General features: G+C 73.6%; 20 protein-coding genes. 10 read left to right on the top strand and 10 right to left on the bottom strand.

From position 1 onward, the window contains the following. Positions 1-2 precede the first annotated feature (2 nt). The 3 genes from ACZ6RC_RS26615 to ACZ6RC_RS26605 form a co-directional block, all read right to left on the bottom strand. Positions 3-1127, bottom strand: a complete 1125-nt coding sequence (locus ACZ6RC_RS26615) for an LLM class flavin-dependent oxidoreductase (protein ID WP_469587691.1) — start codon at positions 1125-1127, stop codon at positions 3-5. A gap of 97 nt (positions 1128-1224) precedes the next feature. Then, the gene (locus ACZ6RC_RS26610) at positions 1225-1986 is read right to left on the bottom strand and encodes an SDR family NAD(P)-dependent oxidoreductase (protein ID WP_469587689.1); all 762 of its coding nucleotides are present in this window, start codon (positions 1984-1986) and stop codon (positions 1225-1227) included. Positions 1987-2000: 14 nt separating this feature from the next. Further along, positions 2001-2921 (bottom strand): LLM class F420-dependent oxidoreductase, encoded by a 921-nt coding sequence (locus ACZ6RC_RS26605; RefSeq protein WP_469587687.1) that lies wholly within the window; start codon positions 2919-2921, stop codon positions 2001-2003. 168 nt (positions 2922-3089) lie between these two features. Here ACZ6RC_RS26605 and ACZ6RC_RS26600 point away from each other — a divergent pair, with 168 nt between their 5' ends. Next, positions 3090-3311 (top strand): type II toxin-antitoxin system VapB family antitoxin, encoded by a 222-nt coding sequence (locus ACZ6RC_RS26600; RefSeq protein ID WP_391145922.1) that lies wholly within the window; start codon positions 3090-3092, stop codon positions 3309-3311. Then, positions 3308-3718, top strand: a complete 411-nt coding sequence (locus tag ACZ6RC_RS26595) for a PIN domain-containing protein (RefSeq protein WP_391145925.1) — start codon at positions 3308-3310, stop codon at positions 3716-3718. The genes ACZ6RC_RS26600 and ACZ6RC_RS26595 overlap by 4 nt, the downstream gene beginning before the upstream one ends. A 39-nt stretch (positions 3719-3757) precedes the next feature. On the opposite strand, the gene ACZ6RC_RS26590 is transcribed toward ACZ6RC_RS26595, so the two are convergent. Further along, positions 3758-4975 carry an amidohydrolase family protein gene (locus ACZ6RC_RS26590; protein WP_453617514.1) on the bottom strand — a complete coding sequence of 406 codons (1218 nt, stop codon included), beginning with the start codon at positions 4973-4975 and terminating at the stop codon, positions 3758-3760. Between the two features lie 154 nt (positions 4976-5129). Here ACZ6RC_RS26590 and afsR point away from each other — a divergent pair, with 154 nt between their 5' ends. Both afsR and ACZ6RC_RS26580 read left to right on the top strand, forming a co-directional pair. Next, positions 5130-8090, top strand: a complete 2961-nt coding sequence (afsR, locus tag ACZ6RC_RS26585; RefSeq protein ID WP_391145930.1) for an SARP-family global regulator AfsR — start codon at positions 5130-5132, stop codon at positions 8088-8090. A gap of 301 nt (positions 8091-8391) precedes the next feature. Then, positions 8392-8568, top strand: coding sequence for a hypothetical protein (locus ACZ6RC_RS26580; RefSeq protein ID WP_391145931.1), 177 nt, complete (start codon positions 8392-8394; stop codon positions 8566-8568). A 220-nt stretch (positions 8569-8788) separates the two neighbouring features. Here ACZ6RC_RS26580 and ACZ6RC_RS26575 read toward each other — a convergent pair whose 3' ends face one another. After that, entirely contained in the window at positions 8789-10336 is a 1548-nt protein-coding gene (locus ACZ6RC_RS26575) for a FadD3 family acyl-CoA ligase (protein WP_469587681.1), read from the bottom strand. An 80-nt stretch (positions 10337-10416) separates the two neighbouring features. Here ACZ6RC_RS26575 and ACZ6RC_RS26570 point away from each other — a divergent pair, with 80 nt between their 5' ends. From ACZ6RC_RS26570 to ACZ6RC_RS26560, 3 genes are read left to right on the top strand one after another with little or no spacing between them, the layout of a single operon-like run. After that, positions 10417-11571: a lipid-transfer protein gene (locus ACZ6RC_RS26570; protein ID WP_391145937.1), complete on the top strand. Its 1155-nt coding sequence runs from the start codon at positions 10417-10419 to the stop codon at positions 11569-11571. A 7-nt stretch (positions 11572-11578) separates the two neighbouring features. Continuing rightward, positions 11579-12010 (top strand): Zn-ribbon domain-containing OB-fold protein, encoded by a 432-nt coding sequence (locus ACZ6RC_RS26565; RefSeq protein WP_391145939.1) that lies wholly within the window; start codon positions 11579-11581, stop codon positions 12008-12010. Beyond that, entirely contained in the window at positions 12007-12783 is a 777-nt protein-coding gene (locus ACZ6RC_RS26560) for an enoyl-CoA hydratase/isomerase family protein (RefSeq protein WP_453617518.1), read from the top strand. The genes ACZ6RC_RS26565 and ACZ6RC_RS26560 overlap by 4 nt, the downstream gene beginning before the upstream one ends. 42 nt (positions 12784-12825) lie before the next feature. Here ACZ6RC_RS26560 and ACZ6RC_RS26555 read toward each other — a convergent pair whose 3' ends face one another. After that, the gene (locus ACZ6RC_RS26555) at positions 12826-13392 is read right to left on the bottom strand and encodes a hypothetical protein (protein ID WP_469587677.1); all 567 of its coding nucleotides are present in this window, start codon (positions 13390-13392) and stop codon (positions 12826-12828) included. Positions 13393-13536: 144 nt separating this feature from the next. Here ACZ6RC_RS26555 and ACZ6RC_RS26550 point away from each other — a divergent pair, with 144 nt between their 5' ends. Then, on the top strand, positions 13537-14244 hold the full coding sequence (locus ACZ6RC_RS26550; protein ID WP_453617521.1) for a hypothetical protein: 708 nt from the start codon (positions 13537-13539) through the stop codon (positions 14242-14244). A 52-nt stretch (positions 14245-14296) separates the two neighbouring features. On the opposite strand, the gene afsK is transcribed toward ACZ6RC_RS26550, so the two are convergent. Together afsK and ACZ6RC_RS26540 are read right to left on the bottom strand one after the other, a co-directional pair. Next, positions 14297-16729, bottom strand: a complete 2433-nt coding sequence (afsK, locus tag ACZ6RC_RS26545) for a protein serine/threonine kinase AfsK (RefSeq protein ID WP_469587673.1) — start codon at positions 16727-16729, stop codon at positions 14297-14299. Positions 16730-16832: 103 nt separating this feature from the next. Next, positions 16833-17795, bottom strand: a complete 963-nt coding sequence (locus ACZ6RC_RS26540) for a VOC family protein (RefSeq protein ID WP_469587670.1) — start codon at positions 17793-17795, stop codon at positions 16833-16835. Between the two features lie 319 nt (positions 17796-18114). Between ACZ6RC_RS26540 and ACZ6RC_RS26535 the strand changes: the two genes are divergently transcribed. Then, entirely contained in the window at positions 18115-18762 is a 648-nt protein-coding gene (locus ACZ6RC_RS26535; protein ID WP_391145952.1) for a TetR family transcriptional regulator, read from the top strand. A 181-nt stretch (positions 18763-18943) separates the two neighbouring features. Here ACZ6RC_RS26535 and ACZ6RC_RS26530 read toward each other — a convergent pair whose 3' ends face one another. After that, a complete protein-coding gene (locus tag ACZ6RC_RS26530; RefSeq protein ID WP_453617526.1) occupies positions 18944-19426 on the bottom strand; it encodes a nitroreductase family deazaflavin-dependent oxidoreductase in 483 nt (160 codons plus the stop codon). Then, a complete protein-coding gene (locus ACZ6RC_RS26525; RefSeq protein WP_469587664.1) occupies positions 19405-20622 on the bottom strand; it encodes an acyl-CoA dehydrogenase family protein in 1218 nt (405 codons plus the stop codon). Before ACZ6RC_RS26525 ends, ACZ6RC_RS26530 begins: the two co-directional genes overlap by 22 nt. A 243-nt stretch (positions 20623-20865) precedes the next feature. Here ACZ6RC_RS26525 and ACZ6RC_RS26520 point away from each other — a divergent pair, with 243 nt between their 5' ends. After that, on the top strand, positions 20866-22053 hold the full coding sequence (locus tag ACZ6RC_RS26520; protein ID WP_391145960.1) for a thiolase C-terminal domain-containing protein: 1188 nt from the start codon (positions 20866-20868) through the stop codon (positions 22051-22053). Positions 22054-22067 lie beyond the last annotated feature (14 nt).

The raw sequence follows: 22067 nt of genomic DNA, 5'->3' as shown, positions 1-22067 counted from the left end.
CCCTACTCGCCCGCCGCCTGGCGGAAGCGGGTGGTGCGGTGGACGGGGTCGGTGTCGATCCTGGGGATCACGTGCTCGCCGATCAGCCTGATCGAGTTCATCGTGTCCTCGTACGAGATCCCGATCGGCAGCCCGAAGGAGAGCTGGTCCGCCCCGGCCTGCTCCCAGCGCTTGCACTGGCGGGTGACCTCCTCGGGGTCGCCGCAGATCATCAGCTCCTCGGCGATGAGGAGTTCGATGATCTCGGCGCTGTACTCCGGGAGCAGCTCGGGCCACTCCGGGACGCCCTCGGGCCGCGGGAAGGTGTCGTGGTAGCGGAAGAGCAGCGACTGGAGGTAGTTGAGCCCGCCGCCGACGGCGATCTCGACGGCCTTGTCGTGGGTCTCGGCGCAGATCGCCGTCGAGGTCACCATGACGTTGTCGTTGACGAAATCGCCGACCGCCTTGGCCTCCTTGATCGCGGTCTTGTAGGACTCGACGACCCACTCCATGTCGGAGACCTTCTGCACGCTGAACCCGAGGACGCCGAGCCCCTTGCTGCCCGCCATGGCGTACGAGGACGGCGAGCCGGCCGCGTACCACATGGCGGGGTGGGACTTGCCGTACGGCTTGGGCAGGACCTTGCGCGGCGGGAGGGACCAGTGCTTGCCCTGGAAGCCGGCGTACTCCTCCTGGAGCCACATCTTGGGGAACTCGGCGATCGTCTCCTCCCAGATCTCCTTGGTGTGGTTCATGTCGGTGATGCCCGGCATGAACCCGAGGATCTCGTGGGAACCGGCGCCGCGGCCGGAGCCGAATTCGAAACGGCCCCGGGAGAGGTGGTCGAGCATGGCGACCTTCTCGGCGACCTTGACCGGGTGGTTCACGGGCGCGAGGGGGTTGAAGATGCCGGAGCCGAGGTGGATCCGGTCGGTGGCGTGGGCGAGGTAGCCGAGGTAGACGTCGTTCGCCGAGAGGTGGGAGTACTCCTCCAGGAAGTGGTGCTCGGAGGCCCAGGCGTACTTGAACCCGGACCTGTCCGCCTGGATGACGTACTCGGTCTCCTCCATCAGCGCCTTGTGCTCGGCCTCGGGATCGGTCTCGGCGCGCTTGCCGACGTATCCCTGTACGAAGATCCCGAATTCCAAGGGGGTTCACCGTCCTCGTTGTTTCTGACATACCGTCAGATTCTCGATGGCCCGACTCTCGCACCGCCGCGCGGAGGCGTCAATAGCTGACGAAGCGTCAGAACAGGCTGACGCCGGCCAGCCAGCCGCCGTCGATGACGAACGGCTGCCCGGTGATGTACGCCGAGTCGTCGCCGGTCAGGAAGAGCGCGAGCGCCGCGACCTCCTCGGGCCGGCCGATCCGGCCGAGCGGCACGAGCTTGCGGTACAGCTCCGCCGTCGCCGCCGGGTCCACGCCCTCCGGATGGCTCATGGGGGTGTCGATGGCGCCCGGGCAGACGGCGTTGACCCGGACGCCCGAGGCGGCCAGCTCCAGGGCCGCGACCCGGGTCAGGCCGAGGACGGCGTGTTTGGTGGCGGCGTAGGCGCCCACCCCCGCCATGCCCGTCAGCCCGGTGTACGAGGCGGTGTTCACGATCGTCCCGCCGCCGGCCGCCGCGATCTCGGGCGCCATGGCCCGGATCCCGAGGAAGCAGCCCACCTGGTTGACCGAGACGATCGCCTGGAACTCCTCCAGGGGCGTGGAGACCAGCTCGTTGAAGCGCAGGATGCCGGCGTTGTTCACCAGTCCGTCGATCCGCCCGAAGCGCTCCGTGGCGACGGCGACGGCGGCCGTCCACTCCTCCTCGCGCGTCACGTCGAGGTGGACGTAGACGGCCCGCTCCTCCCCCAGCTCCTTGGCGAGCGCCTCGCCGGGGTCGTCCAGGACGTCCCCGAGGACCACCCGGGCCCCCTCGGCGGCGAAGAGCCGCGCCTCCTGCTCGCCCTGCCCGCGCGCCGCGCCCGTGATGACGACGACCCGCCCGTCCAGCTTGCCCATGCCTGCCACGCTCCTCAGTTCAGGTGGGGGGCGACCTCGGCGGCGAACGCCGCCATCTGGTCGGTGAGCTCGCTCCGGCTCCGGGAGCGGAACCGGACCTGGATCTGGTCCACGCCCATGGCGCCGTAGGCGTTCAGCGACTCGGCGAGGGCCTCCGGCTTGCCCGACAGCGTGCGGCGGCCGACCTCCCAGCCGGCCTCGCCGACGTAGAGGGGCTCGACGATCGCCCCGACGGTGATCGGGTCCGCGATCCCGGCCTCGGCGCGCAGCTCCCGCAGCCGGGCGATCTGCGCGGCCAGCTTCTCCCGCGGGTCGCCCTGCGGCAGCCAGCCGTCCCCCTTGCGCGCGGCCCGGCGCACCGCGGCCGGTGAGGAGCCGCCGACCCAGACCGGCACCCGCTCCTGGGCGGGCCGGGGCAGCTGGCCGAGGTCCTTGAAGGCGAACCGCTCGCCGCTGTGCTCCGGGTACTCCTCGGGGCCGAGGGCCACCCGGAGCGCGTCGATCGTCTCGTCGAGGACGCCCCCGCGCCCGGCGAAGTCGGCGCCGACCGCCTCGAACTCCTCCTGGACGTGGCCGGCCCCGACCCCGAGGACCAGCCGGCCACCGGAGAGGTGGTCGAGCGTCGCGTACGCCTTGGCGGTCACCAGCGGGTGGCGCAGCCCGACGACGGCGACGTGGGAGAGCAGCCGTACGCGCTCGGTGGCGGCGGCGAGGAAGGAGAGGGTCGCGACCGGGTCGTACCAGACCGTGCTCATCGGCCCGGCGAGCCGGCGCGGGATGGCGACGTGGTCGCAGCTCGCGATGTAGTCGAAGCCGGTCCGGTCGGCGACCCGGGCGATCTCCACCAGATCGGCCGGGCCCGCGGCCGCCTCCCAGGGCTCGGCGTAGATCGTGCTCTGGGACTGGACCGGGAGCTGCATCCCGTAGACGACCATGGCGACCCCTTAACTGACGAACCGTCAGATGCCGAAGGGCCCCATAGTCGGGGCCCGCCCGCCATCAGGCAAGGGTTGCGCCGGAACAAGGGCGCGGCCGGAGGTCGCGAGCTCGATGTGGGCGACGTATAGTTTCTTGTACATGACCAACATCGCGGGAGGTGCGGCATGGCCGTCACGCAGATCGACATAGACGATGACGCGCTGCAACGGGTGATGGCGCTGTCCGAGGCCAGGACCAAGAAGGAGGCCGTCAACCTCGCCCTCCGGTTCTACGCCGACCGGCGGGAGCGTGCGGCGCGCATCGGCCGCCACTTCGACCGCGCACGCACATGGGGCGCGGTCGAAGACGCCGAGCGGCTGCACCAGGCCGAGAAGGACAGTCGTTGATCTACCTGCTCGACACGTCCGGCCTCGTCCGGCTGCTCGGCGACCCCGCGCTCCAGTCGGCCTGGTGGGACGCCGTCGACGCCGAGGCGATCGCCTCCTGTTACCCGCAGCGCACCGAGTTCCTGCACAGCGCTCGAAGCGCTCGGGAGTACGACGAGATCACGGAGATGTTCACCGACCTCTACCCCGACGTGGCGGTGCCCAAGAACGCGGGGCGGTGGATCGGCTCCGTGCAGCATCGGATGGCGAGGGCCGGGGAGCACAGGAGCGCCTCTGCCGTCGACCTGCTCATCGCCGCCACGGCGGCCCACCATGGGCTCACCGTCCTGCACGACGACGCCGACTACCGCACGGTCGCCCGACACGCGGCCGACCTCGGCGAGCACAACGTCAACGACATCCCATAGGGGCCGTGGAGGCCGCCGCCCCGGGAGCGGCCTCCCGCCCTAGGGCACCCAGAGCCCCTCCGGGGTCAGGCCGAGCAGGTCGATCGCGTTGCCGCGGACGATCCGCTCGACGACGTCCGGTGCCAGGTGGCCCATCTGGGCCTCGCCGACCTCGCGGGACTTGGGCCAGGTGGAGTCCGAGTGGGGGTAGTCCGTCTCGTACAGGACGTTCCCGACGCCGATCGCGTCGAGGTTGCGCAGCCCGAAGGCGTCGTCGAAGAAGCAGCCGTAGACGTGGTCCGCGAAGAGCTCCGACGGCGGGCGCAGCACCTTGTCGGCGACCCCGCCCCAGCCGCGGTTCTCCTCCCAGACCACGTCCGCGCGCTCCAGGATGTAGGGGATCCAGCCGATCTGGCCCTCGGCGTACATCACCCGGAGGTTCGGGAAGCGCTCGAACTTGCCGCTCATCAGCCAGTCGACCATCGAGAAGCAGCAGTTGGCGAAGGTGATGGTGGAGCCGACGGCGGGCGGGGCGTCGGCGGAGGTGGAGGGCATCCGGCTGGACGAGCCGATGTGCATGGCGACCACGGTGCCGGTCTCGTCGCAGGCGCGCAGGAACGGGTCCCAGTAGTCGGTGTGCACCGACGGGAGCCCGAGGTGGGGCGGGATCTCGGAGAAGGCGACGGCGCGCACGCCCCGGGCGGCGTTGCGGCGGACCTCGGCGGCGGCGAGTTCGGCGTCCCAGAGCGGGATCAGCGTGAGGGGTATGAGCCGGCCGCCCGCCTCCGGCCCGCACCACTCCTCGACCATCCAGTCGTTGTAGGCGCGCACCCCGAGGAGGCCCAGCTCGCGGTCGCTCGCCTCGGTGAAGGTCTGCCCGCAGAAGCGGGGGAAGGTCGGGAAGCAGAGCGCGGACTGGACGTGGTTGACGTCCATGTCGGCCAGCCGGTCGGGCACCGCGTAGGAGCCCGGCCGCATCTGTTCGTAGGTGATCACTTCGAGTCTGATCTCGTCGCGGTCGTAGCCCACGGCGGTGTCGAGCCGGGTGAGCGGCCGGTGCAGGTCCTCGTACACCCACCAGTCGCCGATCGGCCCGTCGTCGCCCTTGGCGCCCATGACGGGCGCGAACTTCCCGCCCAGGAAGGTCATTTCCTTCAGGGGCGCGCGGACCACCCGGGGCCCGGAGTCGCGGTACCGGGACGGGAGCCGGTCCCGCCAGACGTGCGGGGGCTCCACGGTGTGGTCGTCCACCGAGATGATCCTGGGGAAGGTCTCCATGCGCTTCACGGTAGCGCTGATCTGACGGGTCGTCAGCTAGTCTGGGCGGGGTTCCTTCGGCGGGTCTTGTGCAGAGGGTCACCCGATGCTGACGCGCTCGCTCCGGACAAGGCAGACTGTCCAGGGCGAAACCAGCGGCAGGGCAGGGGGAGCTATGGACCGTGGAAACGGCCCGCGAGTTCCGGAGCAGCGGGCTCCGTCGACAGGTGGTCCCGACGACGTCGGCAACGACCTGCGCTTCGGCGTGCTCGGCCCGGTCCGCGCCTGGCGGGCCGGCGAAGCGCTCCCCTCCGGATCACCGCAGCAGCGGGCGCTCCTCGCGGCGCTGCTGCTGCGCGACGGGCGCACGGCCACGGCCGCCGAGCTGATCGACGCCATCTGGGGCGACGAACCGCCCTCGCAGGCGCTGGCGGCGGTCCGGACGTACGCCTCGCGGCTGCGCAAGGTCCTTCCCGCAGGCGTGCTGGTCAGCGAGTCCGGCGGCTACGCCGTACGCACCGGGCACTCCGCCGTCGACGTGAACGTCGCGGTCGACCTCGCCGCCGAGGCCGAGAAGCTGCGGGCGGCCGGGGACCGCCGCGGGGCCCGCGCCCTGATCGACAAGTCGCTCGGACTGTGGGACGGCGAGGCGCTCGCCTCCGTCCCGGGGCCGTACGCCGAGAACCAGCGCACCCGTCTCGAGGAGTGGCGCCTGCAGCTCCTGGAGACCCGGCTCGACATGGACCTGGAGGTCGGCGCGCACGCGGAGGCCGTCTCCGAGCTGACCGCGCTCACCGCCGCCCACCCGCTGCGGGAGCGGCTGCGCGAACTGCTCATGCTCGCGCTCTACCGCAGCGGACGGCAGGCGGAGGCGCTGGCCGTGTACGCGGACACCCGCCGGCTCCTCGCCGACGAGCTGGGGGTCGACCCCAACCCCGAGCTCTCCCGCCTCCAGCAGCGGATCCTGCGGGCGGACACCGAGCTGGCCCGCCCGGTCGAGGAACCGGCCCCGGCCCCCGCCGTCGCCCGGCCCGCGCAGCTCCCCGCCACCGTCCCGGACTTCACCGGCCGCGCCTCCTTCGTCCGCGAGCTGGGCGACCGGCTCGCCACGGCGGAGGGCTCCGTGATGGCGGTCTCGGCCCTCGCCGGCATCGGCGGCGTCGGCAAGACGACCCTCGCCGTCCACGTCGCGCACGAGGCCCGCCCGCACTTCCCCGACGGACAGCTCTACGTCGACCTCCAGGGCGCCGGCGCGCGGGCGGCGGCCCCGGAGACCGTCCTCGGCGCGTTCCTGCGCGCCCTGGGCACCCCGGACTCCGCCATCCCGGACTCCCTGGACGAGCGGGCGGCGCTCTACCGCTCGGCGCTCGACGGCCGCCGGATCCTGGTGCTCCTGGACAACGCCAGGGACGCGGCCCAGATCCGCCCGCTGCTGCCCGGCACGGCCGGTTGCGCCGCCCTGGTGACCAGCCGGATCCGGATGCTCGACCTGGCCGGCGCCCACCTGGTGGACCTGGACGTGATGTCCCCCGAGGAGGCGCTCCAGCTCTTCACCCGGATCGTCGGCGCGGAGCGGGTCTCCGCCGAGCGCGAGGCGGCCCTGGACGTGGTCGCCGCCTGCGGCTTCCTCCCCCTCGCCATCCGCATCGCCGCCTCCCGCCTGGCGGCCCGGCGCACCTGGACCGTCGCCACCCTCGCGGCCAAGCTCGCCGACGAGCGCCGCCGCCTGGACGAGCTCCAGGCGGGCGACCTCGCGGTCAAGGCCACCTTCGAGCTCGGCTACGGCCAGCTGGAGCCCGCCCAGGCGCGCGCCTTCCGCCTGCTCGGCCTCGCGGACGGGCCCGACATCTCGCTCACGGCCGCCGCCGCGGTCCTGGACCTTCCGGCACGGGACACCGAGGACCTGCTGGAGGCCCTGGTCGACACGTCCCTGCTGGAGTCCGCGGCCCCGGGCCGCTACCGCTACCACGACCTGGTCCGCCTCTACGCCCGCGCCTGCGCCGAGCGGGACGAACAGCCGCCCTCGGAGCGCGGTGCGGCGCTCACCCGCCTGCTCGACTTCTACCTCTCGACGGCCTCACGGGTCTACGCCCTGGAACGGCCGGGCGACCGCCTTGTCGACCACCTGGAGCCGACGGAGTACCCCGGTCTCGCCTTCACCGACCGCCACACCGCCCAGGACTGGCTGTACGCCGAGGCGAACTGCCTGCTGGCGTGCGTGCGGCAGGCGGCCGGGGCGGGAGCGCCCCGGCGCGCCGTCGACCTGCTCTGGGTCTGCCTGGACCTCGGCGAGTCGGGCGCGAACGCGAAGGAGTTCGAGGCGGTGGCCGCCGGCGTCCGGGACGCGGCCCGCGCCGGGGGCGACGGGCACGCGGAAGGCCGCGCGCTCATGGTCCTCGCGGGCATCCACCACACCGCGGGCCGCTTCCAGGAGGCGGACCGGGACGCCGAACTGGCCCTGCCCCACGCCGAGGCGGCCGGGGACCCGCTGCCGGCCTGCTGGTCCGCCAACGCGCGGGGGATCATAGCCCTGTACCAGAACCGCTTCGAGGAGGGCGAGCGGCACCTCGCGCAGGCCATCGAGAGGTTCCGCGCCATCGGGGACCGGCCGGGCGAGGCCAGCGCGCTGTGCAACCTCTCCCGCATCCACCTGGCCACGGACCGGACGGCGAGCGCGATCACCCTCGCCGAGCGGGGCACCGAGATCTACGACTCCATGGGGCACGCGCTGCGCGGTGCCAACGGCCGGTACGCCCTGGGGCTCGCGCTCACCCAGGACAACCAGCTCGTCGCGGCGGGCGAGCGGCTGCGGCAGGCCCTGGCGGTCTTCGAGGACAGCCGGCAGCGGCTCTGGGAGGGCATGACGCTCTTCCGGCTGTCGGAGGTCGACCTGGCGGCCCGGCGCCACGCCCAGGCCGCGTCCAACGCCGAGATGGCGCTGACCGTCCTGCGCGGCATCGGCGGCGAGTGGCGGCGCGGCAACGTCCTGACCGTGCTGGGCCGCGCCCTCTTCGGGATCGGCCAGACCGGGCGCGCACAGGTCTGCTGGCGGGAGGCGCTGGAGATCTTCGACGGGATCGGAGCCGCGGAGGCGGGCGAGGTGCGGGCCCTGCTGGCCCCGGTGGCCGCGGCCTGAGAGCCGCCGGACCCGCCTCCGGGCCGGCCTCGGGCCGGCCGGCGCGCCGCGTCCCGGCCGCGTACCGAACGCCTCCCAGCCCCTCCCGGCCCTCGGGGCCTGCGCGTTCATCGTTCGTTTATCGCCGCCCGGCAGTCTTCTTCTCATCGATCCGTCGCGTCGGGGGGCAGACGGGTCGGCGATGAGGCCGTCACTCGGACGCATTAGGGTGAGCGGCCCTGAGAGGCCCGTCCGGCCGTCCACGGGGGAACAGCCGGACGGGCTTCCCGAACCATCCGTCTATGCACAGGAGTTGACGAGCATGAGCGACGCCACCGAGAAGGAACCGGTCATCAAGCCGCAGGACATGCACGCCACGGGCGGCACCGAGGGCGACGTCACCACCAAGGACATGCACGCCACGGGCACCGGCGACGGCCTCGTCACCAAGGACATGCACGCCACGTCCGAGCCGTTCAAGCCGGTCAAGAACACCTGAGACCTTCGCGCGGGGGGAGCGGCCGCGGCGGCGCCATCGGGGGAGCCGCCGGGGCCGTGAAGGTCCGGACGCCACACCGCGCGCGCTCGGGGGACGCCCGACGGGCCCTGGGGGGACCCGCCGGGTCGGGCGCGCCACGCGGCGACCGGACACGGGACGGAGGGGCCGGGCATCACGCCCGGCCCCTCCGTCCCGTGCGTGTCCCGCGCGGGATCCGGGGTCACCCCACCGCGCCCCGCAGCACCCCCTTGACCACCTTCCCCGAGGCGTTGCGCGGAAGTTCGGGCACGAACTCGACCTGCCGGGGGACCTTGTAGTTCGCCATCTCCCGCCGCGCCCAGGCGATCAGGTCGTCCCCCGTCACGCGCGCCCCCGCTCGCCGGACCGCGAAGGCCTTGCCCACCTCGCCGAGGCGCGCGTCCGGGACGCCGATGACCGCCACGTCGGCGATGTCCGGGTGCAGACCCAGGAGTTGCTCGATCTCCGCCGGATAGGCGTTGAAGCCGCCGACGATGAACATGTCCTTCACCCGGTCGGTGATGCGCAGATTGCCCGCCTCGTCGAGGACGCCCACGTCGCCGGTGCGGAGCCAGCCGTCCGGGTCGACGGCCCGGGCGGTCTCCTCCTCGTCCTCGAAGTACCCCCGCATGACGTGGTGGCCGCGGACCAGGATCTCCCCGGTCTCCGAGAGCCGGACCTCGGTGTCCGGGATCGGCCGGCCCGAGGTGGTCGCGATCACCTCCGCCGGATCGCCCCGGCGGCACATGGTGACGATGCCGCTCGCCTCGGAGAGGCCGTACGCCGTGAGGACCGTGCCGACGCCGAGTTCGCCGCGCAGCCGCTCGACCAGCCGGAGCGGGACGACGGCGGCGCCGGTCACGACGAGCCGGAGCGCGGAGAGGTCGTACGCCGAGCGGGACGGGTGGTCCAGGAGGGACTGGTGCAGCGTCGGCGGGCCGGGAAGCACCGAGACGCGCTCCGCGGCGATGTGGGCGAGGACCGTGTCCACGTTGAAGACGGGCTGCGGGATCATCACGGCGCCGCGCATCAGGCAGGCGATGATCCCGGCCTTGTAGCCGAAGGTGTGGAAGAACGGGTTCACGATCAGATAGCGGTCGCCGGTCCGCAGACCGGCGAGGTCCGACCAGACGCCGTAGCAGCGCAGGGTCTGGGCGTGGGTGATCACCGCGCCCTTCGGGGCGCCCGTGGTGCCCGAGGTGTAGATGATGTCGGAGGGCGCCGAGGGGTCGATGGCGTCGGCGCGCCGCCGCACCTCCGAGGACGGGACGCCGTCTCCCAGGGCCAGGAAGGACTTCCAGGTGAGGTAGTCGTCCGGGGCGGCGTCGCCGAGGACCACCACCCGTTCCAGGTGCGGGAGTTCCACCGCGGCCCGCCGCAGGGAGGCGACGTAGGAGGTGCCCAGGAAGGTGCCGGTGACGAAGAGCAGCCTGGCCCGGGAGCGGGCCAGGACGGAGGCCGCCTCCGTCCCTTTGAAACGGGTGTTCAGCGGGACGAGGACGGCTCCCGCGGTGACCGCGCCGAGGGCCGAGACGATCCAGCCCAGGGTGTTCGGCGCCCAGACGGCGACCCGGTCGCCCGGCGCGACCCCGGAGGCCATGCAGGCGGCCGCCGCGCGCTCGACCCGGTCGCCCAACTCCGCGTAGGAGACGCGGGTCCGGCCCTCGACGACCGCCTCGGCGGGTCCGTACCGCTCGGCCGCCGAGCGCACCAGCCTCGGGATCGTTCCCCACTCCAGGTCTCCGCGCATGCGCCGTCCTCCCGGCTCGCCAGTAGCTGACTATCCGTCAGATTAGCGGTAGCCTGACGCGCTGTCAGCAGCTCGCGATCGTGGAGGTTGCAGTGCTCAAGGACGCCACCGCCATCGTCGGAATCGGGCAGACACCGTTCGCCAGACAGCTCCCCGAATCCGAGAAGACCCTCGCCTGCCGGGCGATCCTCGCCGCCCTCGACGACGCGGGCATCGCGCCCTCCGAGGTCGACGCCTTCGCCTCGTACACCATGGAGGAGACCGACGAGGTCGAGGTCGCCAAGGCCGTCGGCGCCGGCGACGTCACCTTCTTCAGCAAGGTCGGCTTCGGCGGCGGCGGTTCGTGCGCCACCGTCGGCCACCTCGCCGCCGCCCTCGCCACCGGCCAGGCCACCGTCGGCGTCGCCTGGCGGTCCCGGAAACGCGGCTCCGGGCCCCGGCCCTGGAAGAACACCCGGGCGCAGCTCCCGACCCCGGGACAGTGGACCCGGCCGTTCGGGCTCCTGCGCCCCTCCGACGAGATCGGCATGCTCGCCCGCCGCTACATGCACGAGTACGGCGCCACCCGCGACCACCTCTTCAACGTCGCCCTCGCCTGCCGCAACCGCGCCAACCAGAACCCGGCGGCCGTCATGTACGACCGCCCCCTGACCCGCGAGATGTACATGACCTCCCGCTGGATCAGCGAACCGCTCTGCCTCTTCGACAACTGCCTGGAGACCGACGGCGCCCTCGCCTGCGTCCTCGTCTCCGCGGAACGGGCGCGGGACTGCCGGCGGAGACCGGTCTACGTCCACTCCGTCGCCCAGGGCCTGCCCGCCCAGCACCACGGCATGGTCAACTACTGGAACGACGACCCGCTCACCGGCCCCGCCTGGACCGCCGCCCGGCAGCTGTGGAAGCAGGCCGACTTCGGCCCCGAGGACGTCGACGTCGCCCAGATCTACGACGCCTTCACCCCGCTCATCCCCCTCTCCCTGGAGGGCTACGGCTTCTGCGGGCGGGGCGAGGGAGCCGCCTTCACCGAGGGCGGCGCCCTGGAGACCGGCGGCCGGCTGCCCCTCAACACCGGCGGCGGCGGCCTCTCCGAGGCGTACGTCCACGGCTTCAACCTCATCACCGAGGGCGTGAAGCAGCTCCGCGGCACCTCCACCGCCCAGGTCCCGGACGCCGCCACCTGCCTGGTCACGGCCGGCGAAGGCGTCCCCACCTCCGCCCTGCTCCTGAGGAGTTGATCCCGTCATGCTCACACCCGTCGTCGACGAGGACGGCGCGCCCTTCTGGGAGTACGCCGCCCGGGGCGAGCTGCGCGTCCAGGCATGCGCCGGCCCGGCCTGCGGCGAATTGCGCTTCCCGCCCCGGCCCTGCTGCCCGCACTGCCACTCCTTCGACAGCGAGTGGCGGCTGATGTCCGGCCGGGGCCGGATCTGGTCGTACGTCCTGCCCCATCCGCCCCTGCTGCCCGACTACGCCGCCCAGGCCCCGTACAACGCCGTCCTCGTCGAGCTCGCCGAAGCGCCCCGCATCCGCCTCGTCGGCAACGTGGTCGCCGCCCCGGACGCCCCGCTCGACTCGGTCGACCCGGCGCGGCTGCGGATCGGGGCCGCCGTGAAGGTCGCGTTCACCGAGACCGGCGGCGTCACCGTGCCGCGCTGGCTCCTGGAGCGCGGATGAGCGTCACCGTCGACCTCGACAAGGAGGCCGGCGTCGCCGTCGTCACCCTCGACCGGCCCGCGAAGCACAACGCGATCACCGTGGAGATGGCGCGCCGGCTGGGCGCGGTGTGGCGGGGCTTCCGGTACGAGGACGAGGTGCGGGCCGTCGTGGTCACCGGCGCCGGCGGCCGGGCCTTCTGCACCGGCATCGACCGCGCGGCGGCCGCCGAGGTCCCCCAGCCCTCCTCCCCGTACACGATCGACGATCCGCTCCTCGCCATCGGACCGAAGGCGAACGACCTGTGGAAGCCGGTCGTCGCCGCCGTGGAGGGCATGGCCTGCGGCGGGGCGTTCTACCTGCTCGGCGAGGCGGAGTTCGTCGTCGCCGGCGAGGGGGCGACCTTCTTCGACCCGCACACCGCCTACGGCATGGTCAGCGCCTTCGAGACCGTCCACATGGCCCAGAAGATGCCGTACGGGGAGGTGGCGCGGATGGCCCTGATGGGGACGGCCGAGCGGACCTCGGCCCGCCGGGCGTACGAGACGGGGCTCGTCTCCGAGCTGACCGAGACCGGCGGGGCGCTGGCCGCCGCCGTCCGGGCCGCCGCCGTCATCGCCTCGTACCCGACCGAGGCCGTCCAGGGCACGGTCCGCGCCCTCTGGTCGGCCCACGAGGCCGCCCGCGCCCAGGCCCTCGCCCACGCCCCGCACCTGGTGGCGCTGGGAAACCTGCCCCCGGAGCGGCAGGCGGAGCTGTTCACCCGACGGAGGGACGGCCACCGGACGCGGTAGCCGCCCCGGGGCCGGGGCTGCCGGGCCGGGGGCTGCCGGCCGCTACTGCTCGCGGACGGAGCCGACGACGCAGCTACGCACCTTGTCGACGGCCTTCGGGGTGTCCATCTCCACCTCGAAGGTCTTCGTCTCGCCCGGCTCGACCGTGACCCTGGTGTCGGCGTCGTCGACCTCGGCGCCGCCGGCGTCCACGAAGCCCAGCTCGACGTCGAAGGTCTCGGTGAAGGTCTCGCGCGAGGTGATCCGCACCGTGGCGGTCGTGTCCGCCTTGCGGGCCGGCTTGCCCTTGCGCTTCTTCCGCGCCGGCTCGACGCAGTCCACGACCACGACCTCCACCGCCGAGGTGGAGGAGGCCGAGGCGGTGACGGTGGGCGTCGGCTCGTAGGTGGAGGTGTCGCCGCCGGAGTCACCGCTCCCGTCGTAGTCGTCGTTCTTCTTCTTCGAGCTGGAGCAGCCGCCGCCGCTGTCGCCGCTCCCGCCGCCCGAACTGCTGGAGCCACCCCGGCCCTTGCCGCTGCTCTTGCCCGCGTGTGCGCTCGTCTGGAAGCCCGTCAGCGCGAGCACCACCACCGTGAGCACCGCCGCGAGCCTGAGCCGTCGCCGCACCATCGTCTCTCCTGTCCCCCGCTGATTCTGTCGTGTCCGCGCCACCCTAGGGCATCTCCCGGGGACGCCCCGCCCCGCGTGGCGTGGCGGGCGCCCGGTACCCGGCGTAGCGTCGAGACCGAGAGCCGGACCGAAGGAGGCCGATCGATGGTCCGCAACGTCATCGGTTCGATCCTGGCGCTCGCCGGAGCGACGGCCGCCGTCTGGAGCCCCTTCCGTGCCTGGTACGACGGCCGTCACGGCAGCGATTACCGCATCGAGGACCTGTTCGGCGGCATCACCGACGCGCGCGCCGACTTCTATGTGTCGCTCCTGCTCCCGTTCGCTTTCGCCGCGCTGCTGACCCTCATCGGGCTGGTCCTGCGCTCCCGCCCGCTGGTGGCGATCGCCGGCGTGGTCACGCTCGGCTTCGCCGTCCTGTGGATGGTGCGGGTCGCGCAGGTCGAGGACGGCCTGTCGGTCGACACCGACGGCACGGGGCTGGGCATCGGGGTCGCCCTCGCCCTGGCGGGCGGCGTGCTGCTCCTGCTGGCCTCGGCGGTCATGTCGGGCCGCCGCACCCGCCGGATCCGGGTCGACGACCACCGGGACGGCCAGGACCGCCACCCCTATGACGACGGCCGGGACCGCCACCCCTATGACGCGGACGAACCGCGCTGGGACCAGGGACAGCAGCCGCACGGCCCGTACCCCGACCAGCACGGCCATCCCGACCAGGGCGGCTACGGCTATCCCGACCAGGGAGGCCAGGGACCGCATCCGGGGCAGGGCAGCCCCTACCCCGACCAGCACGGCTACCCCGACCAGGGTGGTCAGGGGCCGTACCCGGACGAACCGCCGCCCCCGCGCCGGTGACCCTGAGCACCGCCCCGACCCTGAACCCCGACCCGGCGCCCGGTGCGCCGGGTCAGGCGCGCGGGGCCGCCGCGCCCCGGCCCGTCGCCGTGCCCTTCACCGCGTCCAGGGCGTAGACGCAGCGGTCCTTGCTGCACGCGTACACCACGCCGCCCCGCGCCACCGGCGAGCCGGTGATCTCGCCGCCGGTCGCGAGCTTCCAGCGCAGCTGGCCGCCGGACGCGTCCAGGGTGTACAGGACGTGGTCCGCCGAGCCGAAGTGCACCCGGCCGTCGGCGACGACCGGGGAGCCGATCAGTTCGCCGCCGGCCGCGAACCGCCACTTCGGCGTGCCCGTCACCGCGTCCAGGGTGTAGAGCGCGCTGCCGCTGCCCACATGGACGTTGCCGTCGACGACGAGGACGGGCTCGACCGACTGGCGGGCCTCCGTCGCGATCCGCCAGCGGTCCTGGCCGGTGGTCGCGTCGAGCGCGTACACCGTGCCGAGGTAGTCGGCGAGGTAGACCCCGCCGCCGGTGACCGCCGGTCCCGGGGCGAAGGCCGGCGGCGAGAGGAAGACGGCGGGCGCCTCGAAGTGCCAGCGGACGTGCCCGCTCGCGACGTCGACCGACAGCACGCGCGTACCGGCCGCGACGTACACGCAGCCGTCCTCCGCCTGGGTCACCCGGACCGGGACGTTGCCGCAGGAGGCCGCGTCGCCGATCGGGTACGACCAGCGCTCCACGCCCGTGCGCGCGTCCAGCGCCTGGAGCCGGGCGTCCCGCCACACGTACACCGTGTCGCCGTGCACCGCGGGCCCCGCCTCCGGGGTCTCGAAGTCGCTCTGCGCGCCGGTGACCTCCCACAGCTTGGCGCCGTTCGAGGCCTCCCAGCCCTGTACCCCGCCGCCCCGGGTGCCGGTGACGACCGTGCCCCGGTCGACCTTCAGCGAGTACACCCAGGCGTCCGTCTGGAGCCGCCACCGCTCGCCGCCGTCGGTCGCGTCCAGCGCGTAGAGCGTCGGTCCGTCGGAGGCGTGGATACGGCCCTGCGAGACGGCCATGGCCCAGGCCACGTCCCGTGTCTTGAACTGGCGGCGGCCGCTCGCCACGTCGAGGGCGTGCACCTCGAAAGAGGTGACGTACAGCAGGTCGCCGGCGACGACCGGGGTGCCCCAGACGTCGTTCGACATGCGGAAGCGCCAGGGCCGCCAGTGCCCCGGCTCGGGCGCGGCCTGGGCCCCGGGGGCGGCCGAGGGCGCGGGCAGCGGGCGGGAGCCGGGCGGCGGACCGGGTTCGGTGCCGTTCGCCCCGCCGGGCGGCCGGATCCAGCCGGTGGCCGGGCCCGCGTCGGCGCCGCGGCCGACACCGACGGCGGCCCGGGTGTCGACGACCCGGGGGCCGGGACCGATCGGGACGGCCGCGCCCGCGAGACGTACCGGACCGCCGGACTCGGCCGGGCCGGCGTGCCGTCCGCCGCCCTGGGCGGGCCCCGCCTGCCCGGGGCCGCCCTGGCCGCCGCGCGGGTCGGCGCCCCACTCGGGCACCTGGCGCGGCGGACGCGGCGGTGCGGGAGGGGCGGGCGGTGCCGGGGCGGGCGCGGGGAGGCTGGTGCGGCCGCCGCGCCGGTGCTCGATCATGGCCGTGGCGCTCTGCGGCAGCCAGGCCGACGCCGTACCGCTGTCGTCGCTGCCCGAGCCGAAGAGATGCGGCGCGAGTTGTGCCTGCAGGTCGGCCGGGGAGGGGCGGCGCGAGACGTCCATCTGCATGCAGGAGTCGATGAGCGGCCGCAGCTCGTCCGGCAGGCCCTCCAGGTCGGGGCCCTCCCGGAGCAGCATGAAGACGGTCTCGACCGGGTTCGCGCCGTGGAAGGGCGCGTGGCCGGTGGCGGCGAAGACCAGCATGGAGCCGAGCGAGAAGACGTCGCTGGCGCCGGTGACGCTGCGCGAGTCGCGGGCCTGCTCGGGTGACATGTACGCGGGCGTGCCGACGGCGACGTTGGTCATGGTCAGCCGGGTGTTGGAGACGCCGGAGGCGATGCCGAAGTCGATCACGCGCGGTCCGTCCTCGACGACGAGGACGTTCGACGGCTTCAGGTCACGGTGGACCAGGCCCGCGCCGTGGATGGACTGGAGGGCCTCTGCGACCCCGGCCGCCAGCCAGCGCACCGCCTGCGCCGGGAGCGGCCCGCACTCGTTCACTATCTCTTCGAGGGAGGGCGCGGGGACGTACGCGGTGGCCAGCCACGGCACGGCGGCCCGGGGGTCGGCGTCGACGACGGCCGCGGTGTAGAAGCCGGAGACGGCCCGCGCGGCCTCGACCTCGCGGGTGAAGCGGACACGGAACAGCTGGTCCTCGGCGAGCTCGGTCCGGACCGTCTTGATCGCCACGCGCCGGCCGGACGCCGAGCGCGCGAGATAGACCAGACCCATGCCGCCCGCGCCGAGCCGGCCCAGCACCTCGAAGGGCCCGATCCGTCTCGGGTCGTGCTGCGTCAGCTGCTCCACTTGCCTGCCACCTCCCCGTACGGGCCATGAGGGTACGGCCCCGTGGCCCTGATTCTTCCTGTCCGAGGCGGTGGTTGCGAACCCGGGGGCGGATCGGGGTGTCTCAGGTCATATACCCAGGGTCCGGGACACGCTCGGCATCGGGGTCGCCTGCGGGTCCGCCCGCGGGCCGCTCGGCGGGCTCACCAGGGGGTCGCCCGGCGTCTTCGCCTGCGGGCTCACGGGCGTCGCGCCCCTCGTGGGGCTCCTCCCCGGCGGGCTCGGCGGCGGCGTGCCGGCCGGCGGGTTCCTCCTTCGGCTCGGCCAGGACGGCGAAGCGGGCGCCCTGGTCGTCGCGCAGGACGGCGATCCGGCCGTGCGGGGTGTCGAAGGGCGGATTGAGGACGCGTCCGCCGAGGCGGACGGCGGTCTCACAGGTGTCGTCGCAGTCGTGGACGGCGAAGTAGACCAGGACGTGGCCGGGCATCTCGGCCGGGACGGCGCCGGTGAGGACGGCTCGGCCGCCGAAGGAGGAGTCCTGGCCGGGCCGGGACCCGGGCGGCGACCAGACGCGGTAGTCGAAGTCGCTCTCCCGCCCCTCGTCGGCCGGCTCGACCCGGCGGCCCAGGTAGCCGAAGACGGTGGCGTAGAAGGTGTCGACCGCGTCCCGTTCCCTCGTGTAGACCTCCATCCAGCAGAAGGAGCCGGGGAGCATCGTCTTCTCGAAGCCCTCGTCCTCACCCGCCTGCCGCAGGCCGAAGACCGCGCCGCCGGGGTCGGCGGCGAGCGCGAGGACCCCGAAGGGGCCGACCGGGTACGGCTCCATCACCATCTGTCCGCCGGCGGCCTTGATCCGTGCCGCGAGCACGCCGGCGTCCTCGGTGGCGAGGTAGACCGTCCAGGTGGTGGGCATCCGGCCGTCCCGCTTCGGTACGAGCCCGGCGACGCGCCGCCCGTCGCTGAGGGCCTCGTCGCGGTCGGGGTCGAAGGTCCAGCCGAAGAGTTCGCCGTAGAACCGCTTCCCCGCCTCGAGGTCGGGGAGCTGCGCGTCCACCCAGCAGGGGGTGCCCTCTGTGAATGCGGCCATGGCACCACGCTAGGGCGGCGGACACCACCCCGCACGCCCCGTAATAGAACATATGCGCATGAATGACCTGGGCGCCCCTTGATTTCCTTGGGTTATCCACCGAAGTTGTCCACAGGCTGTTAATAAGCCTATCGGGGGAGCGTGACGGCCGGAGGGACGGGCGGACGAGGGGCGGGCGCGGAAGCGGGCGAGGGGCGGAGCCGGGAGTCGACGAGGGGTGGACGACGGGCGGGGGCGGGCCGGAGGGGCCGCAGGAGGGCCGCACCCCATTTGCAGTCGGCCGAATCGCGCGCCGATCACCCGTCGGTAAGCTGACGGCATGACAGGACAAGTACGCACCGTCGACGGCCGCGTGGCCGGACGACGCGGCCAGGCGACGCGGCAGAAGCTGCTCGACTGCCTCAGCGAGATGCTCAGCTCCTCGCCGTACCGGGACGTCAAGGTCATCGACGTGGCCCGGAAGGCGGGCACTTCACCCGCGACGTTCTACCAGTACTTCCCGGACGTCGAGGGCGCCGTCCTCGAGATCGCGGAGGAAATGGCCAAGGAGGGTGCCGCGTTGACCGAGCTGGTCTCCGGCCGCTCCTGGGTCGGCAAGGCCGGCTGGCAGACCTCCGAGGAACTCGTCGAGGGATTCCTGGACTTCTGGCGGAAGCACGACGCGATCCTGCGGGTCGTCGACCTGGGCGCCGCCGAGGGCGACAAGCGCTTCTACAAGATCCGTATGAAGATCCTGAACTCGGTCACCAACTCCCTCACCGACTCGGTGAAGGAGCTCCAGTCGAAGGGCAAGGTCGACAAGGACGTCAGCGCCGCGGCGATGGCGGGCTCCCTGGTGGCGATGCTGGCCTCGGTGGCCGGCCACCAGAAGGGGTTCCAGACCTGGGGCGTGAAGCAGAACGAACTCCGCCCGAATCTTGCCCTGTTGGTGCATCTGGGGATCACCGGCAAGAAGCCGACCAAGTAGCCGCGCCCTCCACTCCGTCCTGTCGCGCCGACGGCGGTCCCCCGGGACCACCGTCGGCGTTCCCCTTTTCTGCGCGCCCGCGCTCCGGGAACCGGCACCCGCGCTCCGGGACCCGGCACCCGCGCCCGGCTCCACGAAGCGCCCGCCGCCCCCGCGGCCACCCCCGCACCCGCCCTCGCCGTCACTCCGGCGGACGCCCGCGGGTGAGCCGGAAGAGCCGGATCTGCCGCTCCACCCGTGCCTGGTAGGTCGCGTACGGCGGCCAGAACACGAGCGCCGCCCGCCAGGCCGCCTCCCGCTCCTCCCCCGCGAGCAGCTCGGCCCGTACGGGAACGACCTCCCCGCGCCAGTCGATCTCCGCGTCCGGGTGCTTGAGCAGGTTCCCGGTCCACGCCGGGTGCCCCTCCCGGCCGAAGTTGGAACCGACGAGCAGCCAGGTCCCGCCGGGCTCCGGCATGCAGGCCAGCGGCGTCGCGCGCGGAAGGCCCGACCTGGCGCCCCGTACGGTCAGGATCACACCCGGCAGCATCCGGGCGCTGAGCAGGACCTTTCCCCGGGTCAGCCGGTGGACGGTCCGGTCGAGCGCCGGGATGACGTGCGGGGCGACCTTCGCGAAGGCCCGCGTGGACGACACCCGCTGGATCAGACGCGTGCCGACGGCCATGGCGCCCCCACCTCCCCGCCCTCGCCGAAGAGCCCCGTCGACTCCGCCGCCCGCGCCCGCAACCGTCGCGCGGGCCCGAAGAGCAGCTCGTCCGCCGTCGCCCGCTTGAAGTACAGGTGCGCCTCGTGCTCCCAGGTGAACCCGATGCCGCCGTGGAGCTGGATCGTCTCCCCCGCCACCGCCCGCAACGCCTCCAGGGCCGCCGCGAGGGCGAGGCCGGGACCGCCCGGACCGCCGCCCGCGTCCGGCTCGCGCGCCGCGCAGTACGCCAGCGAGTGCGCCGCCTCCACCTGCACGTACAGGTCGGCGAGCCGGTGCTTGACGGCCTGGAAGGAGCCGATCGGGCGCCCGAACTGTTCGCGGGTCCCGACGTGGTCGACCGTGCGGTCCAGGGCCGCCCGGGCCGCGCCGATGGCCTCGGCCGCGAGCATCACCGCCGCCGTCCGCCCCGCCCCGGCGAGCGCGCCGGGCACGTCGGCCGGCTCCTCGCCGAGCAACTCCGCCTGCACATCCCGCAGTTGCACGGACGCCTGTGAGCGGGTGAGGTCGAGCGTGGGCTGCCGGTGGCGTACGACTCCGGCCTGGTCGCCGCGTACGAGGAACAGCAGCGTACGGCTGCGCGCGAAGCCTCCGGCGTGCGCGGCGACCAGGAGCAGGCCGGCGCTGTGCCCGTCGAGGACCTGCGCCGCCTCCCCGTACAGCCGCCACCCCCCGTCGGCCGACCGCGCCTGGACGCCGCCGGCCCGGCCGCCGCCGGCCCACCCGCCGTCCGTGTTGTCGCCGGTGAGCCTGAGGGCGAGCGCGAGGGAGGAGCCCGGCACGACGAGCGCGCAGGTCAGGGCTCCGTCGGCGAGGCGGGGCAGGAGGGCGGTCCGCTGCGCCGTGGTGCCGAGGGCGGCGATCAGGGGTGCGGCGAGGCCGGTGGTGGCCAGGAGCGGCGAGGGCGCGAGGGCGCGGCCGGTCTCCTCGCAGACGAGGGCCAGCTCGACCGGGCCGCAGCCGACCCCGCCGTACTCCTCGGGGAGGGTGAGGCCGGGCAGTCCGAGCGCGGCGGACATGCGGTGCCACAGGTCGGTGTCGTACCCCTCGGGGGTCGCGAAGGCCGCGCGCGTCCGGCTCGGTCCGGCCCTCTTGGCGAGCAGGTCCCGCAGCGTGCGACGGATCTCCAGCTGCTCTTCGGTGACGGCGGCGTGCATGGGGCTCCCCTCCGTATCTGACGGGCCGTCATGCTAGGGCGGGGCGGCACGGAAGCACAGAGGCGGGGCCGAACGGATCACGACACCGGCCCCGCGCACCACCCCGCGCCTCGCCTCGCACGCCACCCCGCGCACCGCCTCGCACGCCACCCCGCGCGCCGCCCGCATCATCGGTCCGCCGCGCCGCCGGGCCTCCCGACCCCAACCCCGGCCCCCCCCACTATCTGATGTACCGTCAGATTCATGCCCTCCTCTTCACGGAACCGCGCCGGGCGCCGCGTCGCCGTCGTCGGCATATCCCTCTCCGACTGCGGCCGCGTCGACGACGCCACCCCCTACTCCCTGCACGCCCAGGCGGCCCGCCGGGCCCTCGCGGACAGCGGGCTCGACCGCTCGCTGATCGACGGCCTCGGCTCCGCGGGCCTCGGCACCCTCGCCCCGGTCGACGTGGCCGAATACCTGGGCCTGCGCCCCCGCTGGGTGGACTCGACCGCCGTCGGCGGCGCCACCTGGGAGGTCATGGCCGCCCACGCGGCGGACGCCATCGCGGCGGGCCACGCCAACGCCGTCCTCCTCGTCTACGGCTCGACCGCCCGCGCCGACATCCGGGCCGGCCGCCGCACCTCGAACCTCTCCTTCGGCGGACGCGGCCCGCTGCAGTTCGAGGTCCCGTACGGCCACACCCTCGTCGCCAAGTACGCGATGGCCGCCCGCCGCCACATGCACACGTACGGCACCACGCTGGAGCAGCTCGCCGAGGTCGCCGTTCAGGCCCGCGCGAACGCCGCGCACAACCCGGAGGCGATGTTCCGCGACCCGATCACCGTGGACCAGGTGCTCGACGGCCCGATGATCGCCGACCCCTTCACCAAGCTGCACTGCTGCATCCGCAGCGACGGCGGCTGCGCGGTGCTGCTGGCCGCCGAGGAGTACGTACCGGACACGGCCAAGGCGCCCGTGTGGATCCTCGGCACCGGCGAGCACGTCTCGCACACCACGATGTCGGAGTGGGAAGACTTCACCGTCTCCCCGGCGGCGGTCAGCGGCCGGCTCGCCTTCGAGCGGGCCGGGGTGCGGCCCGAGGACGTCGACCTCGCGGAGATCTACGACGCCTTCACGTACATGACGCTGGTGACCCTGGAGGACCTGGGCTTCTGCGCGAAGGGCGAGGGCGGGGAGTTCATCGGGAAGGGCCGGCTGACCGTGGACGGCGGCGGACTCCCGGTGAACACCGACGGCGGCGGCCTGTCCGCCTGCCACCCGGGAATGCGAGGCCTGTTCCTGCTGGTGGAGGCGGTACGCCAGCTCCGCGGCGAGGCCCCGGGCGCCCAGGTCCGCCGAGCTGACGGCAGTCTTCCGGAGCTGGCGGTGGCCTCGGGGACGGGCGGCTGGTTCTGCTCGTCGGGGACGGTGGTCCTGGGCCGGCACTGACCACCGGGGGGGGG

It is taken from the genome of Streptomyces sp. NPDC048353, assembly GCF_055587165.1.
The sequence above is the reverse complement of the archived record's forward strand: the minus strand, read 5'-3'. Positions and strand labels throughout refer to the sequence as shown.

What these genes read in the sequence shown, in the direction of transcription:
- ACZ6RC_RS26610 (WP_469587689.1), bottom strand. Translation starts at nt 1,986, where the DNA reads ATGGGCAAGCTGGACGGGCGGGTCGTCGTCATCACGGGCGCGGCGCGC.
- ACZ6RC_RS26605 (WP_469587687.1), bottom strand. Translation starts at nt 2,921, where the DNA reads ATGGTCGTCTACGGGATGCAGCTCCCGGTCCAGTCCCAGAGCACGATC.
- ACZ6RC_RS26600 (WP_391145922.1), top strand. Translation starts at nt 3,090, where the DNA reads ATGGCCGTCACGCAGATCGACATAGACGATGACGCGCTGCAACGGGTG.
- ACZ6RC_RS26590 (WP_453617514.1), bottom strand. Translation starts at nt 4,975, where the DNA reads ATGGAGACCTTCCCCAGGATCATCTCGGTGGACGACCACACCGTGGAG.
- afsR (WP_391145930.1), top strand. Translation starts at nt 5,130, where the DNA reads ATGGACCGTGGAAACGGCCCGCGAGTTCCGGAGCAGCGGGCTCCGTCG.
- ACZ6RC_RS26580 (WP_391145931.1), top strand. Translation starts at nt 8,392, where the DNA reads ATGAGCGACGCCACCGAGAAGGAACCGGTCATCAAGCCGCAGGACATG.
- ACZ6RC_RS26575 (WP_469587681.1), bottom strand. Translation starts at nt 10,336, where the DNA reads ATGCGCGGAGACCTGGAGTGGGGAACGATCCCGAGGCTGGTGCGCTCG.
- ACZ6RC_RS26565 (WP_391145939.1), top strand. Translation starts at nt 11,579, where the DNA reads ATGCTCACACCCGTCGTCGACGAGGACGGCGCGCCCTTCTGGGAGTAC.
- ACZ6RC_RS26560 (WP_453617518.1), top strand. Translation starts at nt 12,007, where the DNA reads ATGAGCGTCACCGTCGACCTCGACAAGGAGGCCGGCGTCGCCGTCGTC.
- ACZ6RC_RS26555 (WP_469587677.1), bottom strand. Translation starts at nt 13,392, where the DNA reads ATGGTGCGGCGACGGCTCAGGCTCGCGGCGGTGCTCACGGTGGTGGTG.
- ACZ6RC_RS26550 (WP_453617521.1), top strand. Translation starts at nt 13,537, where the DNA reads ATGGTCCGCAACGTCATCGGTTCGATCCTGGCGCTCGCCGGAGCGACG.
- ACZ6RC_RS26540 (WP_469587670.1), bottom strand. Translation starts at nt 17,795, where the DNA reads ATGGCCGCATTCACAGAGGGCACCCCCTGCTGGGTGGACGCGCAGCTC.
- ACZ6RC_RS26535 (WP_391145952.1), top strand. Translation starts at nt 18,115, where the DNA reads ATGACAGGACAAGTACGCACCGTCGACGGCCGCGTGGCCGGACGACGC.
- ACZ6RC_RS26530 (WP_453617526.1), bottom strand. Translation starts at nt 19,426, where the DNA reads ATGGCCGTCGGCACGCGTCTGATCCAGCGGGTGTCGTCCACGCGGGCC.
- ACZ6RC_RS26525 (WP_469587664.1), bottom strand. Translation starts at nt 20,622, where the DNA reads ATGCACGCCGCCGTCACCGAAGAGCAGCTGGAGATCCGTCGCACGCTG.
- ACZ6RC_RS26520 (WP_391145960.1), top strand. Translation starts at nt 20,866, where the DNA reads ATGCCCTCCTCTTCACGGAACCGCGCCGGGCGCCGCGTCGCCGTCGTC.